General features: G+C 74.7%; 15 protein-coding genes. 12 read left to right on the forward strand and 3 right to left on the reverse strand.

The annotated features are described in order from the left end of the window. The first annotated feature begins 188 nt into the window (after nucleotides 1-188). The 3 genes from K2224_RS28320 to K2224_RS28330 are packed head-to-tail and all read left to right on the forward strand — an operon-like array spanning nucleotide 189 to nucleotide 3,564. Nucleotides 189-1,187 (forward strand): NADPH:quinone oxidoreductase family protein, encoded by a 999-nt coding sequence (locus K2224_RS28320; protein ID WP_221910046.1) that lies wholly within the window; start codon nucleotides 189-191, stop codon nucleotides 1,185-1,187. After that, the gene (locus K2224_RS28325) at nucleotides 1,184-2,422 is read left to right on the forward strand and encodes an acyl-CoA dehydrogenase family protein (protein WP_221910047.1); all 1,239 of its coding nucleotides are present in this window, start codon (nucleotides 1,184-1,186) and stop codon (nucleotides 2,420-2,422) included. The genes K2224_RS28320 and K2224_RS28325 overlap by 4 nt, the downstream gene beginning before the upstream one ends. Continuing rightward, complete coding sequence (locus tag K2224_RS28330; protein ID WP_221910048.1) at nucleotides 2,419-3,564, forward strand: acyl-CoA dehydrogenase family protein; 1,146 nt, start codon at nucleotides 2,419-2,421, stop codon at nucleotides 3,562-3,564. Before K2224_RS28325 ends, K2224_RS28330 begins: the two co-directional genes overlap by 4 nt. A gap of 41 nt (nucleotides 3,565-3,605) precedes the next feature. Here the strand turns inward: K2224_RS28330 and K2224_RS28335 are convergent, their stop codons facing one another. After that, on the reverse strand, nucleotides 3,606-4,193 hold the full coding sequence (locus tag K2224_RS28335) for a hypothetical protein (protein WP_221910049.1): 588 nt from the start codon (nucleotides 4,191-4,193) through the stop codon (nucleotides 3,606-3,608). Nucleotides 4,194-4,475: 282 nt separating this feature from the next. Between K2224_RS28335 and K2224_RS28340 the strand changes: the two genes are divergently transcribed. Continuing rightward, nucleotides 4,476-5,819 (forward strand): hypothetical protein, encoded by a 1,344-nt coding sequence (locus K2224_RS28340; RefSeq protein ID WP_221910050.1) that lies wholly within the window; start codon nucleotides 4,476-4,478, stop codon nucleotides 5,817-5,819. Nucleotides 5,820-5,841: 22 nt separating this feature from the next. Here K2224_RS28340 and K2224_RS41760 read toward each other — a convergent pair whose 3' ends face one another. Continuing rightward, nucleotides 5,842-6,054 (reverse strand): hypothetical protein, encoded by a 213-nt coding sequence (locus K2224_RS41760; protein ID WP_399020215.1) that lies wholly within the window; start codon nucleotides 6,052-6,054, stop codon nucleotides 5,842-5,844. 251 nt (nucleotides 6,055-6,305) lie between these two features. Between K2224_RS41760 and K2224_RS28350 the strand changes: the two genes are divergently transcribed. From K2224_RS28350 to K2224_RS28380, 7 genes are all read left to right on the forward strand, one after another. Continuing rightward, nucleotides 6,306-7,532 (forward strand): S1 family peptidase, encoded by a 1,227-nt coding sequence (locus K2224_RS28350; protein WP_221910051.1) that lies wholly within the window; start codon nucleotides 6,306-6,308, stop codon nucleotides 7,530-7,532. A 149-nt stretch (nucleotides 7,533-7,681) separates the two neighbouring features. After that, complete coding sequence (locus tag K2224_RS28355; RefSeq protein ID WP_221910052.1) at nucleotides 7,682-9,277, forward strand: ABC transporter substrate-binding protein; 1,596 nt, start codon at nucleotides 7,682-7,684, stop codon at nucleotides 9,275-9,277. A 41-nt stretch (nucleotides 9,278-9,318) separates the two neighbouring features. Continuing rightward, the gene (locus K2224_RS28360; protein WP_260693528.1) at nucleotides 9,319-10,275 is read left to right on the forward strand and encodes an ABC transporter permease; all 957 of its coding nucleotides are present in this window, start codon (nucleotides 9,319-9,321) and stop codon (nucleotides 10,273-10,275) included. Beyond that, entirely contained in the window at nucleotides 10,268-11,155 is an 888-nt protein-coding gene (locus K2224_RS28365; protein WP_221910054.1) for an ABC transporter permease, read from the forward strand. Before K2224_RS28360 ends, K2224_RS28365 begins: the two co-directional genes overlap by 8 nt. Continuing rightward, on the forward strand, nucleotides 11,152-12,183 hold the full coding sequence (locus tag K2224_RS28370) for an ABC transporter ATP-binding protein (protein WP_221910055.1): 1,032 nt from the start codon (nucleotides 11,152-11,154) through the stop codon (nucleotides 12,181-12,183). Before K2224_RS28365 ends, K2224_RS28370 begins: the two co-directional genes overlap by 4 nt. Beyond that, the gene (locus K2224_RS28375) at nucleotides 12,167-12,919 is read left to right on the forward strand and encodes an ABC transporter ATP-binding protein (protein ID WP_221910056.1); all 753 of its coding nucleotides are present in this window, start codon (nucleotides 12,167-12,169) and stop codon (nucleotides 12,917-12,919) included. Before K2224_RS28370 ends, K2224_RS28375 begins: the two co-directional genes overlap by 17 nt. Nucleotides 12,920-13,002: 83 nt before the next feature. Then, entirely contained in the window at nucleotides 13,003-13,434 is a 432-nt protein-coding gene (locus K2224_RS28380) for an acyl-CoA thioesterase (protein ID WP_221912001.1), read from the forward strand. Nucleotides 13,435-13,598: 164 nt separating this feature from the next. On the opposite strand, the gene K2224_RS28385 is transcribed toward K2224_RS28380, so the two are convergent. Continuing rightward, nucleotides 13,599-14,390 (reverse strand): DeoR/GlpR family DNA-binding transcription regulator, encoded by a 792-nt coding sequence (locus K2224_RS28385; RefSeq protein ID WP_221910057.1) that lies wholly within the window; start codon nucleotides 14,388-14,390, stop codon nucleotides 13,599-13,601. A gap of 320 nt (nucleotides 14,391-14,710) precedes the next feature. Between K2224_RS28385 and K2224_RS28390 the strand changes: the two genes are divergently transcribed. After that, nucleotides 14,711-16,021, forward strand: coding sequence for an MFS transporter (locus K2224_RS28390; protein WP_221910058.1), 1,311 nt, complete (start codon nucleotides 14,711-14,713; stop codon nucleotides 16,019-16,021). The last annotated feature ends 9 nt before the right edge of the window (nucleotides 16,022-16,030 follow it).

Raw genomic sequence — 16,030 nt, forward strand, 5'->3', positions numbered from 1 at the left:
CCTGCCCCTGTCAGTGGCAGGCTCCCGGCCGGGGCGTCCCCGGGCCGTCCCCGGGGCCGTGGGACACCCGTGACGGGGGCGGCCGGAACTGTTCCGTCAGTGGATACCGACCGCTTAGTATGCCGCGTGGCGAGGGCCGCGCCCGGCCCCGCACCAGCCGTACGACTTCAGGTCTGTGGAGGCATCAGGTGAAGGCATGGCGCGTGCACGCGAACGGGGAGCCGCGAGCGGTGATGCGGCTGGAGGAGGTGCCGGACCCGCAGCCGGGACCGGGCCAACTGCTGCTGCGGGTCCGGGCGGCCAACGTCAACTTCCCCGACGCGCTGCTGTGCCGGGGCCAGTACCAGGTCCGGCCCCCGCTCCCGTTCACCCCCGGCGTGGAGATCTGCGGCGAGGTGCTGGCCGTCGGCGAGGGCACGGCCGGTGAGGTCGGTGCCCGGGTGCTGGCCCAGCCCGCGCTCCCCGGCGGCGGCTTCGCCGAACTCGCGGTCGCCGACGCCGCCACCGTCCGCCCGGCCCCCGAGGCGCTGGACGACGCCGAGGCCGCCGCGCTGCACATCGGCTACCAGACCGGCTGGTTCGGACTGCACCGCCGGGCCCGGCTCCAGGCCGGCGAGACGCTGCTGGTGCACGCCGCGGCCGGCGGCGTCGGCAGCGCCGCCGTCCAGCTCGGCCGGGCCGCCGGCGCCCGCGTCATCGGTGTCGTCGGCGGCCCCGAGAAGGCCCGCACCGCCCTGGAACTGGGCTGCGACCTCGTCCTCGACCGCCGCAGCGACGACCTGGTCGCCGCCGTCAAGGAGGCCACCGGCGGACGGGGCGCGGACGTGGTCTACGACCCGGTCGGCGGCGACGCGTACGCCAAGTCCACCAAGTGCATCGCCTTCGAGGGCAGGATCGTCGTCGTCGGCTTCGCCGGCGGCACCGTCCCCACCCCGGGCCTCAACCACGCCCTGGTCAAGAACTACTCGATCCTGGGCCTGCACTGGGGCCTGTACAACGCCGAGGACCCGGCCGCAGTCGACGCCTGCCACGAGGAGCTGACCAAGCTCGCCGCCCGGGGCGCCGTCGCGCCGCTGATCGGCGGACGGGTGCCGCTGTCGGCGGCCGCCGACGCCGTCCAGCGGGTCGCCGACGGGGACTCCGTCGGCCGCCTCGTGGTCGTTCCCGGAACGGAGGAGACCCGATGACCGACGCCGCCGACCTGCGCCGGCGCACCGCCGACCTGCTCGCCGCCCACCCGCCCACCCGTCGCCCACGACCACCCTTGGCCGAGGGCCCTGCGGGCCCGCACCTCTGGTCTGGCACCGACCGGCTGGACTTCCTGGGCGCCCGCTTCGACGCCGGGCTCGCCTGGGTGCACTTCCCCGAGGGCCTGGGCGGCCTGGACGCCCCGCGCTCACTCCAGGCCGTCGTGGACGCCGAACTCGCCGCCGCCGGCGCCCCGGACAACGACCCCGGCCGGATCGGCATCGGCCTGGGCATGGCCGCCCCGACGATCCTCCGCTACGGCACCGAGGAGCAGAAGAAGCGCTTCCTGCGGCCGCTGTGGACCGGCGAGGAGGTGTGGTGCCAGTTGTTCAGCGAGCCCGGCGCCGGCTCCGACCTGGCCGCGCTGGCCACCCGCGCCGTCCGGGACGAGGACGGCGACTGGATCGTGGACGGGCAGAAGGTCTGGACCTCCAGCGCCCACCTGGCGCGCTGGGCGATCCTGGTCGCCCGCACCGACCCGGCCGTCCCCAAGCACCGCGGACTGACCTACTTCGTCTGCGACATGACCGACCCCGGCGTCGAGGTGCGGCCGCTGCGCCAGATCACCGGCGAGGCGGAGTTCAACGAGGTCTTCCTCACCGGCGTGCGCATCCCCGACGCCCACCGCCTCGGCGACGTCGGCGACGGCTGGCAGGTCGCCCGCACCACCCTGATGAACGAACGGGTCGCCATCGGCGGCGTCCGCACCCCGCGCGAGGGCGGGATGATCGGCGTCGCCGCGGCCGCCTGGCGCGACCGCCCCGAGCTGCGCACCCACGACCTGCACCAGCGGCTGCTGACCCTCTGGGTGGAGGCCGAGGTCGCCCGCCTCACCGGCGAACGGCTGCGCCAGCAGCTGTCCATGGGCCAGCCCGGCCCCGAGGGCAGCGGGATGAAACTCGCCTTCGCCCGGCTCGCCCAGCAGATCAGCGGCTGGGACGTGGAGTTCCGCGGCGAGGACGGCCTCACCTACGACGACTGGACGCTGCGCCGCCCCGACGGCGTCGACTTCATCGGCCGCGAGGCCGGCTACCGCTATCTGCGCGCCAAGGGGAACTCCATCGAGGGAGGCACCTCCGAAGTGCTGCTCAACATCGTCGCCGAGCGTGTCCTGGGCCTGCCGCCCGAGCCGCGCACCGACAAGGACGTCGCGTGGAAGGACCTCCCCCGATGAGCCCCACGACCCCGGCCGCCACGCCCGACCTCCTCTACTCCGAGGAGGAGGAAGCGCTGCGCGCCGCCGTACGGGCGCTGCTCGCCGACCGCGCCGATCCGGCCACCGTGCTCGCCGCCGTGGAGAGCGGCCGGCCCCACGACCCGGACCTGTGGCGCGCCCTGACCGCCGGGATCGGCGCCGCCGGGCTGCTGGTCCCCGAGAAGCTCGGCGGACAGGGCGCCGGCCCCAGGGAGGCCGCCGTCGTCCTGGAGGAACTGGGCCGCGCGGTCGCGCCGGCGCCCTATCTGACCAGCGCGGTGCTCGCCGTCACCGCGCTGCTCGGCTGCGACACCGGCCGGCCGGAGGTCGCCGGCCCGCTGGCCGCGCTCGCCGAGGGCCGTACCGTCTGCGCGCTCGCCGTCCCGCTGCCCACCGCACCGGGCGGCACCGGCCCGGCCACCGTACGGGCGGACGCCGCCGGCGCGCTCACCGGGCGGATCACCTCCGTCGCGGACGCCGCCGGCGCGGGGCTGCTACTCGTCCCGGCCGACGGCCCGGACGGTCCGGCGCTGTACGCGGTGCAGGCCGCGGCCGACGGCGTGCGCAGCGAACCGGTCACCCCGCTCGACCTGACGCGGCCGCTGGCCCACGTGGTCCTCGACGGCGCGGCCGGCCGCCCGTTGGCCCGCGGGGAGCAGGCCCGCGTCGCCGTCGAGCGCGCGCTGCGCACCGGCGCGGGGCTGCTCGCCTCGGAACAGCTCGGACTCGCCGAGTGGTGCCTGACCGAAACCGTGCGGTACACCCGCGAGCGCACCCAGTTCGGCCGCCCGATCGGCTCGTTCCAGGCGCTCAAGCACCGGATGGCCGCCCTGTGGCTGGACGTCGCCTCCGCCCGGGCCGCGGCCCGCAACGCCGCCGACGCGCTGGCCGGCGACACTCCGGACGCGCCGGTGGCGGTCGCGCTGGCCCAGGCGTACTGCGCGCCGGTGGCGGTCCGCGCCGCCGAGGAGTGCATCCAGCTGCACGGCGGTATCGGGATGACCTGGGAGCACCCCGCGCACCTCTTCCTCAAGCGCGCCAAGAGCGACGAACTCGCCCTCGGCACACCGGGCCGCCACCGGGCGGCGCTGGCCGGACTGGTCGACCTGGCCGCGCCGTAGAACGGCCGCGGACCGGCGCCGCGACCCGCCGCTGCGGCCGGTCAGTCGGTGACCGCGAACGGCCGGCTGAAGGCGTGTGCGGCGCCGTTGCCGGCGGTCACCTCCAGGGCGTACGCCTTGCCGGGCGGCACCTCGGGCAGGGTCACCAGGGCCTCGCCGGCCGGCCCGGCCCCGGCCCGTGGGGAGACCATCGCCAGCCGCTGTATCCGGCCCCGGCCGGCGGCCGCGTTGAGCCAGACGTCCACCTCGGTGCCGGTGGTGTTGGTCCAGGCGACCGGGAAGCTGCCCTTGGCCCGCAGGCTGGCCGGGCCGGCGGGCCCGGTGACCTGGATCCGCCCGCCCGGCCGGGCGGCGGGGCGGGAGTCGTCGGCTTCGACCGGCGCCGGGCCGGGGGCACCGACCACGGCGTCGGCCGCGGGCTCCTCGGGGACCGCCGGCCCGCCGAGGGCGACCGCGGCGCGGCCGGCGGCGGCCGGACCCGCGGCGGCCGCGGGCACCGCAGGGGGGACGGCGGACCGCGCGGTGCCGTGGTGGTGCGTGGGGGCCAGTTCGAGGACCAGCGTGCAGCCGACCGCGGTGGCGGCGACGGCGATGGCGAGGGAGTTGGCCGTCTCGGCGACCCTGCCCATCGCGTCCTCCTTTCGTCGGGGAGGGACGAGTCGTTCCTCGGGTCCCTTCCGCGGGCGGTGCCGCGGGGCGTGCCCGGGCGCCGTCGGGGAAGGGACGAGCCCGAACATCCCCGGCGACCTTGATCATCAAAAAGCCGCGCCCGGCGACCACCTGGATGGCCAGCTCCGGCGCGACAGGGCGGCCGCGGCACCGCATACTGCCCGCCGCCACCGGACGATTGGTAAAGATTCAGCAAACCGTCAAGGGTGTCCTGAAAGTGCGGTTCGGGTAGCGTCGGAGCCATGAAGACCGCAATCCGCCGTGCGCTGATCGGACCGGTTCTCCTGCTGCTGGCGGCCCTCCTCGCGACCGTCACGGTGGCCACACCCGGCGCGCACGCCGCGGGCGGGCTGGACGAGGCGGCCGCCGCCCTGCGGAAGGGACCGGTTTACGTCGACCCCCGCGCCTCGGATCGGTTTTCGGCCGGCCAGGCGGACGCCCTGGCCAAGAAGATCAAGGACTCCGGCAAACCGGTCTTCGTCGCCGTCCTGCCCCGGACCTCCGACTACCAGCCGGCCACCCTCCTGCGGGACCTGCGCACCAAGGTCGGCATCAGCGGCGTCTACGCCGTCGAACTCGGCGACGGCTTCAACGCCGGCGCCGACCCCCGCGTGATGCCGCGCACCGCCGTCCAGAACCTCGTCGGCGCCGTCGAACGCTCCCGGTACCCGACCGTCTCCGCCCGCCTGAACAGCTTCGTCGACACCGCCGTCACCGAGGCCCGCGGCCACGCCCCGGCCTCCTGGGGCGGCACCGGCGCCGGCTTCGACACCGGCACCGCGGTCGGCATCGGCGCGCTGATCGTCATCGGGGGCGGCGGTGCCTACGCCATCGCCCGCCGCAACCGCCGCAGGCGGGCCGAGGAGGAGCGCGCCGCCCTCGAAGACCTGCGGATCGTGGTCGACGAGGACATCACCGCCTTCGGCGAGGAACTGGACCGGCTGGACTTCGACCCGGCCGCACCCGGCACCGACGACCCGATGCGCGCCGACTACGCCCGCGCCCTGGACGCCTACGAGGACGCCAAGTCGGCGATGGCCGCCGCCGAGCACCCCGGCGACGTCCAGGCGGTGACCGAGGAACTGGAGGAGGGCCGCTTCGCCCTCGCCACCCTCGCCGCCCGCCGCGCCGGCGGGCCGCTGCCCGAGCGTCGGCTGCCCTGCTTCTTCGACCCCCGGCACGGCCCCTCCGTCACCGACGCCGTCTGGGCCCCGCCCGGCGGCGCCGAGCGCACTGTCCCGGTCTGCGCCGCCGACCGGAGCCGGCTGGACGACGGCCGCGAGCCGCTGGCCCGCACCGTCCGCACCCCGCAGGGCGACCGCCCCTACTGGGAAGCGGGCCCCGCCTACGCCCCCTGGGCCGGCGGCTACTTCGGCGGCGGGCTGCTCCCCGGTCTCCTCGTCGGCACCACCCTCGGCCACCTGATGGCGGCCGGCCCCGCCTACGGGGCCGACCTCGGCGACCACCAGGGCGCGGAGGGCGGCGACGCCACGGGCGCCGACTTCGACCCCGGTGACTTCGGCGGCGGCTTCGGCGGCGGGGACTTCGGGGGCGGCGGCGACGGCGGTTTCGGCGGCGACTTCTGAACCGCCCCGGCCGCCCGTCCCCTCACTCCTCCCGGCGGTCGCCCGGCACCACCCGCTTCGCGCCCGGGAAACGCGCGTACCGCGGCCGCGCCGCGAAGTCGGCGTAGCCCCACACCACTGCCCGGCCCACCTCCCGGCACAGGTGCGGCACCCGGTCCGGACCGAGGCGCACGCCGACGTGCGCGCCGCACCCCTCCGGCCGCCCGGCGACGGCCCGGCCCGGGGTGACGGGCATTCAGGTGGCCCGGCTCCCGGATGGCGGGCGGCCGAGCAGGCGACGTTGCGCAGCGCCCCGGGCAGTGCCTCGAACGCGACGGGGCCGTGGGCGGTGGGGACTTGGCGACGATCGGCGAGGGCCAGCGCCCCATCATGCCGCCGTTCTCCCCGTGCTGGCCCGCGCGGTGTCGGCGAGGCTCGTTGAGGGCCGATCCCTGCACCCGCCCACCTCCGGGCGGGATGTGTACTCGACACCGCGAGGAGACCCCCATGCAACGCCGCATTCCCAAGGCCGCACTGTGGAGCGCGGCCGCGGCCGCCCTGGTGGCGGCCGTCGCCCCGAACGGCCCGGCGGGGGCCCTGCCGAAGTCCGACCCCAGCCCCCAGCCCGCGCAGCGCAGCATGCTCGACGCGATGCGCCGGGACCTCGGGCTGTCCCCGGCCGAGGTCCGGAACCGGCTCGCGCAGGAGGCCGAGGCGCAGCACACCGCCCTGGCCGTGCGCCGGGCGCTGTCCGCGCCGCCCGCCGGGATGTGGTTCGACAAGTCGCTCGGCCGGCTCGTCGTCGCGGTCAACGGGCCCGACGACGCCCGGCGGGTCCGGGACCTGGGGGCGGTCCCCAAGACCGTCCGGCACAGCCGGGAGACGCTGCGCGGCGTGGTCCGGCAGATCGCCGACCACGCCGGCCGGGGCATCCCGGGCGTCACCGGCTGGGGCATCGACGAGCGCGCCAACGGGGTCGTGGTGCGGGTCGACCGCGCGTCGCGCACCACCCGCACCGCCGGCTTCGAGAGCGCGGTCCGCCAGATCGCGGTCCGCTCCCGCGTCCCGGTCACCGTCGAACGCAGCGACCAGGCCCCGCGCCAGCAGAACGGCACCATCATCGGCGGCGAACGCTGGATGCCGGGGACCGACGGCATCTGCTCCATCGGCTTCGCGGTGACCGGACCAGGCCACCTCCAGGGTTTCCTGACGGCCGGCCACTGCACCCTCAAGGCCAACCAGTCCGCCTACGGCAAGGACGGCAGCCGCATCGGGACCTCCAACCACGGCGGGGCGCACAGCGTCAACGGCTACGCCGGCGACTTCGGCCTGGTGACGGTGAACCAGCCGGGCTGGAAGCTGACTCCGCTGGTGCGGGGCCAGGGCGGCAGCCCGGTCACCATCACCGGCTCCCAGCAGGGGATCGTCGGGATGTCGATCTGCCACTCCGGCCAGACCAGCGGCTGGCACTGCGGCGAGATCACCCGCATCGACCAGACCGTGGACTACGGCACCACCGTCATCTCCGGGCTGTCCTTCACCAACGCCTGCTCGGCGGCCGGGGATTCGGGCGGTTCCTACGTCAGCCAGCCCGGCGCCCCCAAGGCCGTGGGCGTGCACTCCGGGGGCGGCGCGGCGACCTGCGACGTCGGCGGGGACACCGTCACCATCTTCCAGCCGATCGACGAGCCGCTGCGGAAGTGGGACCTGAAGCTGGTGACGGGCACCCCGTGACCGCCCGCCACCGGGGACCCCGCGCTCCCTAGCGTTCCGCAGCCGTCCAGGACCGGTTCATGACCACACCTTTACGACTGTTTTAATGGCAGCCGCAGAAATGCGAGCAGTTCGCAACAACAGTCGATCTTCAAAAAAGGGGAGTGGGCATGACGTCCCGGTCCATACGGCGAGCGGTCGCCACGGCGCTGGCGGCCACCACGGCGCTCACCGCGGCGGCCTGCGCCGCGCCGAACGAGGGCCGCGGCAGCAGCAAGCCCACCGACAGCGCGGTCGTCGGCATCGCCTACGAACCCGAGACCCTCAGCCCCCTCCTCGGCTACGGCAAGGACGGCAACTCCAAGATCTTCGACGGGCTGCTCACCCACGACGCCGGCATGCACCTCAAGCCCGCCCTGGCCGCCGCCCTCCCCAAGGTCACCGACGGCGGCACCACCTACACCTACACCCTGCGCCCCGGCGTCACCTTCAGCGACGGCAAGCCCTTCACCGCCGACGACGTCGTCTTCACCTACGACACCATCCTCGACGAGAAGACCAACAACGCCTCCAAGGCCGAACTGGACGCCCTCGACACCGTCGAGAAGAAGGACGACCGGACCGTCGTCTTCCACCTGAAGTACCCCTACGCGCCGTTCGCCGAGCGCACCGTCCTGCCCATCGCCCCCCGCCACCTCGCCGGCCGACAGGACGTCAACACCGGCCCCTTCACCACCCACCCCGTAGGCACCGGCCCCTACGTCCTCACCAACTGGTCCAAGGGCGAGAAGCTCACCTTCACCGCCAACCCCCACTACTGGGGCGGCACACCCAAGGTGAAGCACCTCACCATGGCGATCATCAAGGACGACGACATCCGCGCCACCCGGCTGCGCTCCGGCGACCTCGACGGCGCCATCCTCCCGCCCGAACTCGCCGCCACCTTCAAGACCGACAACAACCGCACCACCCTCGCCGCCAGGACCTTCGACTACCGCAACGTCACCCTGCCCAGCGCCAACCCGGTCACCGGCGACCGGGCCGTCCGCCGGGCACTCGACCTCGCCGTCGACCGCCAGGCCATGGTCGACGGCATCCTCAGCGGCGCCGGCAAGCCCGCCTACGGGCCGGTGCCCACCGACAGCCCCTGGTTCGCCAAGGGCACCGAGCGCCCGCACGACCTCGGCAAGGCCCAGCGCCTCCTCGACGACGCCGGCTGGAAGAAGGGCCCCGACGGCATCCGCGCCAAGAACGGACAGCGCGCCTCCTTCACCCTCTGGTACCTCTCCGGCGACAAACTCCGCCAGGAACACGCCCTCGCCTTCGCCTCCGACGCCAAGAAGGCCGGTATCGAGGCCAAGGTCGAGTCCGGCACCTGGGAGGCCATCGAACCCAACATGAAGCAGGACGCCGTCCTCGCCGGCGGCGGCAGCCCCGCCGACCCCGACTTCGACCAGTACCTGCTGCTGCACTCCTCGCTCGCCGGCGACGGCTTCAACAACATGTCCCGGTACGCCAACAAGACCGTCGACGACCAACTCGTCACGGCCCGCCGCACCGACGACCACACGGCCCGCAAGGCCGCCTACGACACCATCCAGCGCGAACTGGCCGAGGACCCCGCCTACACCTTCCTCACCCACGTCGACCACCTCTACGTCGTCGACAACCGCTGGAAGGACCTCACCACCCAGGTCGAACCGCACGACCACGGCCTGGCCTCCGGCCCCTGGTGGAACGCCGAGGACTGGCAGCCCGCCAAGTGACCACGCGCCACCGCCCGTTGCCCTGGGGACCGATGGCACGGATGACGGCACGGCGCGCCCTGACCGCCGTGCCCGTCCTCCTCGCCGTCACCCTCGGGGTGTTCGCCCTCGCCGCCGCCTCACCCTTCGACCCCGTGCGCGCCTACGCCGGCACCGCCGGACTCACCGCCTCCCAGGAGAACCTCGACCAGCTCCGGCACAACCTCGGCGCCGACCAACCCCTGCTCACCCACTGGTGGCACTGGCTCACCGGCGCCCTCACCGGCGACCTCGGCGACTCCACCAGCCTGCGCGCCCCGGTCTCCCAGGTCATCGGCGAGCGCCTCGGCTGGTCCGTGCTGCTGTGCGCGCCGGCCTTCGCGCTCGCCATGACCGCCGGCACCCTCCTCGGCGTGCTGGCCGCCCGCCGCCGCGGCAGCCCCCTCGACCGCGCGATCACCGCCACTGCCTACGCCCTGGAAGCCGCCCCGCCCTACTGGCTCGGCCTGCTCGCCGTCTGGCTCGGCGCACTCAAACTCGGCGTACTGCCGGCCGGCGGCCTCACCGACACCGGCAGCGACCTCGCCACCCCCGGCCAGATCGCCCGCCACCTCGCCCTCCCCGCGCTGGTGCTCGCCGTCTCCCAGCTCCCGTGGTTCGTGCTCTACGTCCGACAGGGCGTCGGCGACGCACTGGAGGAGGACCCCGTGCGCGGCGCCCGCGCCCGCGGCCTGCGCGAACGCACCGTGCTGTACCGGCACGCGCTCCGCTCCGGCCTGCTGCCCGTCCTCACCCTGATCGGCTCCCGGGTACCCGAACTCATCACCGGCGCCCTCCTCGTCGAGACCGTCTTCAGCTGGCCCGGCATCGCCGCCGCCACCGTCCAGGCCGCCACCGGCGTCGACTTCCCGCTGCTCGCCGCGCTCACCGTGCTCGCCACCGCCGCCGTCCTCGCCGGCAACCTCCTCTCCGACCTCCTCTACGGACTGGCCGACCCGAGAGTGGGGTTCGATGGCTAGCACCGCCGACCGCACCACCCCCGCCCGCACGCCACGGACCCGCCGCGGCACGGGCGCCCGGCGCACCCTCCGACTCCGGGCCGCCGCCACCACCCTGGCCGTCCTCGTCCTCGCCGTCCTCCTCGTCCCGCTGCTCTTCCCCCTCGACCAGCAGGCCGTGGACTTGGCCGCCAAACTCCGACCACCCTCCGCCGCCCACCCGTTCGGCACCGACGAGGTCGGCCGCGACCTGCTGCTCCGCTGCATCTACGGACTGCGCGTCTCCCTGCTCGTCGGCGTGGTCGCCGCACTGGCCGCCACGGTCCTCGGCACCGCCGTCGGCGCGCTGGCCGGGGCGCTCGGCGGCTGGGCCGACCGCACCGTGATGCGCCTGGTCGACCTCTTCGCCGCCGTGCCGCACCTGCTGCTCGGCATCTTCGTCGTCGCCGTGTTCCGGCCCGGCGTGTGGCCGGTGATCGTCTCGGTGGCGCTGACGCACTGGCTGTCCACCGCCCGCATCGTCCGCGCCGAGGTGCTCTCGTTGCGCTCCCGCCCCCACCTCGACGCCGCCCTGGCCGGCGGCGCCTCACGATGGCGGGTGACGACCCGTCACCTCCTGCCGGCGGTGCTGCCGCAGGCCGGACTCGCCGCCGTCCTGATGGTGCCGCACGCCATCTGGCACGAATCCGCCCTCTCCTTCCTCGGCCTGGGCCTGCCCGCCCACGAGGCCAGCCTGGGCATCATGGCCAACGCCGCCCGCAGCTCCCTGCTGGCCGGCGACTGGTGGCCCACCCTCTTCCCCGGCCTGTTCCTCATCGTCCCCACCCTCGCCGTCGCCGGCCTGGCCGGCGCCTGGCGGGAACGGCTCAACCCCCGCCGCCGATCGGAGCTGACGCTGTGACCGCCCACGGCACCCCCGACGCGCCCGCCGACACCGACCACGGCGAGCCCCGGCCGCTGCTCGCCGTGCGCGGGCTGACCGTCCGCTTCCGGATGCCCGGCGGCCGGTCCGTCGCCGCCGTCACCGACGCCGCCTTCGACCTGGCACCCGGCGAATGCCTGGTCCTCGTCGGCGAGAGCGGCTGCGGCAAGTCCGTCCTGGCCTCCGCCCTGCTCGGCCTGCTCCCCGGCAACGCCGAGGCCACCGGCACCGCCCGGCTCACCGACGCCCACGGCCCCACCGAACTGCTCACCGCCCCCGAGGCCCGACTCGCCCGCTCCGTCCGCGGCCGCCGGATCGGCCTGATCCCGCAGAGCCCCGCCGCCCACCTCACCCCCGTCCGCACCGTACGCTCCCAACTGGAGGAAACCGTACGTGAGTTGACCGGCGCACGGCGCGGCCCCGAACTGCGCGCGGCCGCCGAACGGACCGCCGCCCGCGCCGCCTTCCCGCCCGACCACCTCGACCGCCACCCGCACCAGCTCTCCGGCGGCCTCGCCCAACGCGCCGCCACCGCCCTCGCCCTGGCCGGCGACCCCCCGCTGCTGCTGGCCGACGAACCCACCACCGGCCTCGACCGCGACCTCGTCGACCGCACCGTCGACGAACTCCGCCGGCACACCGGAACCGGCCACGCCCTGCTGATGATCACCCACGACCTGGCCGCCGCCGAACGCATCGCGGACCGGGTCGCCGTGATGTACGCCGGACGCGTCGTCGAACTCACCGACGCCCGCCGCTTCTTCGGCACGCCAGGCCCCCGCCACCCCTACGCCCGCGGCCTGCTCGACGCGCTCCCCGACCGCGCGTTCACCCCCATCCCGGGCATGCCGCCCGAACTCGGCGACCTGCCGGCCGGCTGCGCCTTCGCCGCCCGCTGCGACCGCGCCACCGCGGCCTGCGCCACGCTCCCCGCGCCACGCGACGGCGTCGCCTGCCACCACCCGGTGCCGCCGGAGAGGAACACCGACCGTGCTCGAACTGCGTGACATCACCGCCGGCTACGACCGCGGCGCCCCCGTCGTCCGCGGCCGGTCCCTGACCCTCGCCCCCGGCGAGGCGGTCGGCCTGCTCGGCCCCAGCGGCTGCGGCAAGTCCACTCTGGCCCGGGTCGCCGCCCTGCTGCACCGGCCCTACGCCGGCACCGTCGTCCTGGACGGCACGCCCGCCCCGGGCTGGCGCCACCGCGCACCCCGCGCCCTGCGCACCGCCTTCGGCGTCCTCTTCCAGCAACCCCGGCTCTCCGCCGACCCCCGCCTGCGACTCGCCGACGCGATCGCCGAACCGCTCCGCGCCACCGGCCGCAAGGCCGAAGTCCCGGACCGGCTGCGGGAGCTGGCGCCCCTCGTCGGCCTCACCGAGGACCTGCTCGCCCGCCGTCCGCACGAGGTCAGCGACGGCCAGCTGCAACGCGCCTGCCTGGCCCGCGCCCTGGTGCTCCGCCCCCGCTGGCTGATCTGCGACGAGATGACCGCGATGCTGGACGCCTCCACCACCGCCGCACTCGTCGCCGTCGTCGAGACCTACCGCCGGGAGAGCGGCGCCGGAGTGCTCGCCGTCGGCCACGACCGCACCCTGCTGGAACGCTGGTGCGACCGCACCGTCACCTGGGCGGAGCTGGGCGCAGTCACGGGGGCGCCCACCACCGGGACGTCCGGCACCGGAACACCCACCACCGGGACGCCCGGAGCCGGAACACCCACCGGAATGCCCGGCGCCGGCTGAGCGTTCCTCCTACGATGGTGCGACGCGTGACCCACGGGGAGACAGGAGCGATCGTGACCGAAGTGGCGCATGTGACGACGGAAATGAGCCCGGACCGGCCCTTCGCCGTGCCGATCACCGTCCGCGGCTATGAGACCGACACCCAGGGCCACCTCAACCAGAGCGTCTACCTCCAGTACGCCGAGCACGCCCGCTGGTCCGCCCTCCAGGCCGGCGGCATCCCGCAGAGCGAACTGGTCGCCCGCGGCATCGGCCCGGTCACCCTCGAAACCACCATCCGCTACCGACGGGAACTCCGCGCCGGCGACGAGGTCGAGGTCAGCTGCCGATTCGTCTGGAACGAGGGCCGGACCTTCGTGATCGAGCAGACCGTGCGCAAGCCCGACGGCACCACCGCCGCCGAGATCAGCGCCGTCTGCGGCATCCTCGACCTCACCGCCCGCCATCTCCTCACCGACCCCCGAGCGGCCCTGCGCGACCTGGCGACCGACCCCGGGGTGCTGGGGCTGGCGTAGCGCCGGCCGGTGACGGGCGAGCGGACCGGCCCGGGGGACCCTCGGGGGATTCGGCCCGGGGGACCCTTGGGGGAGGGGCGAACAGATCCCGTAGGGGATGCGAGCGCCCCCTCGGGGGCCCCAACGCGCGGCGGAGACCGGCTATTCCGTGCGGCGGCAACCGACTACTCCGCGGACGAACGCCCCGCCACCACCGTCACCTCCGTGCCGGCCGCCCGGATCGCCCGGACCTCCTCCGCCGGCAGCCCGTCGTCGGTGATCAGCAGGTCGAAGTCGGTCAACGGCGCCAGCGCGTACAGCCCGTCCTTCCGGAACTTGGTGTGGTCCGCGACCAGTACCCGCCGCGCCGCGCTCTCCATCATCGCCCGCTTGACCTGCACCGTCTCCGGCGAGGTGTGATAGCAGCGGCCCTTGGCGACGGCCGTCGTCGACAGGAACAGCACATCCGCCCGGTACGCCCGGACCGCGTCCGCGGTGTGCAGCCCCATGAACGCGTCATACGCCGGGAAGTACGCCCCGCCCAGCGTGATCAGCGAGATACCGGGCTCCTGCGCCAGCGTGGTGATCGCCGGCAGCGAATTGGTGATCACCGTCAGCGGGGCGTGCTCGGGCGCCTGGTGCGCCAGCATCAGACAGGTCGTGCTGTCGTCCAGCAGCACCGTCTGCCCGGGCACCAGCAGTGCCGCCGCGGCCCGCGCCAGCAGCCGCTTGGTCGCCGCCATCGTCGCCATCCGCTCCGCGACCGTGCCGTGGAACTGCGCCGACGGCAACCCCGTCGCCCCGCCCCGCACCTTCCGCAGCCACCCCTGCGCCTGCAGCGCGTCCAGATCCCGATGGGCGGTCATCAGGCTGATCCCGAACTCCGCGGCCAGGTCGGAGGTCCGCACGAACCCCCGCGCGACCACCGACTCCCGGATCCGCCGCCGCCGTTCCTCCTGGGCCTCGACCCGGTCCATCGCCCCGTTCCCTCCGGCTCGCGCCACGGCCACCTGCGCGCGAGGCACCGCGTGATGTTCACACGAATGTAACGCGGCGCGCGGGATGCGCATGCCCGCCGTATGCGGCTCCGCCCCGACCCCTCACGACAGGCACCCGCCCCGATGGGAAGATTCCGGCCACCCTTGACGCCCCTTTTACGCGAACGATTGCATCACCGCGTCGTCCAACGGCTCGCGGATCCCCACCCCTCCGCCGGCCCGGGCCACCCGCAACCGCCGCGCCGCGGCCCCGGTCCACCGCAGACCCGGCCCACCGCAGAAAAGAACGAGGAGCTTCGATGACGAACCCTCCACCGCCCGCGCCCCGCCGCGCGCTCCCGACCCGCCTGGGCATACCGCCGACCCTCGCCTGGGGATACCTCGGACTGCTCCTCTTCATGACCGGCGACGGCGTCGAGTCCGGATACCTCTCGCCGTACCTCATCGACCGCGGCATCCCCGAACCCCGGGTCGCCCTCCTCTTCACCGTCTACGGCATCGCCGCCGGCATCGCCGCCTGGCTCTCCGGCGTCCTCTCCGACCTGTGGGGCTCCCGCCGCGTCATGTGGACCGGCCTGGCCGTCTGGGCCGCCTTCCAACTCCTCTTCCTCACCACCGCCCTGCCGCTCACCAACTACCCCCTGATGCTCCTCGCCTACGGCCTCCGCGGACTGGGCTACCCGCTCTTCGCCTACGGCTTCCTCGTCTGGATCGCCGGCGTGGCACCCCGCGCCCGCCTCGGCACCGCCATGGGCTGGTTCTGGTTCGCCTTCACCGGCGGCCTGCCCACCCTCGGCTCCCTCGTCGCCGGCAGCCTCATCCCGCACATCGGCGCCTACGCCACCCTGTGGGCCGCACTCGCACTCGTCACCGCCGGCGGACTCCTCGCCCTGCTGCTGGTCCGCGACGAACACGGCACCCGACGGCCCCGCACCGCGGGCGAGAGCCCGCTGGCCACCCTCACCGGCAGCGTCACCGTCCTCTGGCGCAACCCCCGAGTCGGCGCCGGCGCCCTCGTCCGGGTCATCAACACCGCCTCGCAGTTCGGCTTCCTCGTCATCCTGCCGATCCACTTCACCAAGACGGTCGGCTTCACCCTCACCGCCTGGCTGCACCTGCTCAGCGTCATGTTCGCCACCAACATCTTCGCCAACCTCCTCTTCGGCGTGATCGGCGACCGCATCGGCTGGCGCCGCACCATCACCTGGTGCGGCGGCGCCGGCTGCACCCTGAGCACCCTGCTCCTCTACTACGTCCCCACCACCGCCGGCCCCGACTTCCCGCTCGCCCTCCTGGTGGCCGCGTTCTACGGCGCTACCCTGGCGGGATACGTACCGATATCAGCGTTGATGCCCTCTCTGGAGCCGCGGCACAAGGGACAGGCACTGGCGGCCCTCAACCTCGGCGCCGGCGCCAGCACCTTCGTCGGACCCGCCGTCGTCGCGGCCTTCGTCGGGCCGCTCGGCGTCGAAGGGGTGGTCTGGATCTTCGCGGGCATGTACGCGGTGAGCTGCGCCCTCACCCTCTTCCTGAAACTGCCGGACGAGCCCCGGACGGAAGCGGCCGGCCCGGACACCGCCGCGCCGCACACCAGCCCGGCCTCGGCGTGAAAGGACCCC

Source organism: Streptomyces sp. BHT-5-2 (assembly GCF_019774615.1).
Lineage (GTDB): Bacteria > Actinomycetota > Actinomycetes > Streptomycetales > Streptomycetaceae > Streptomyces.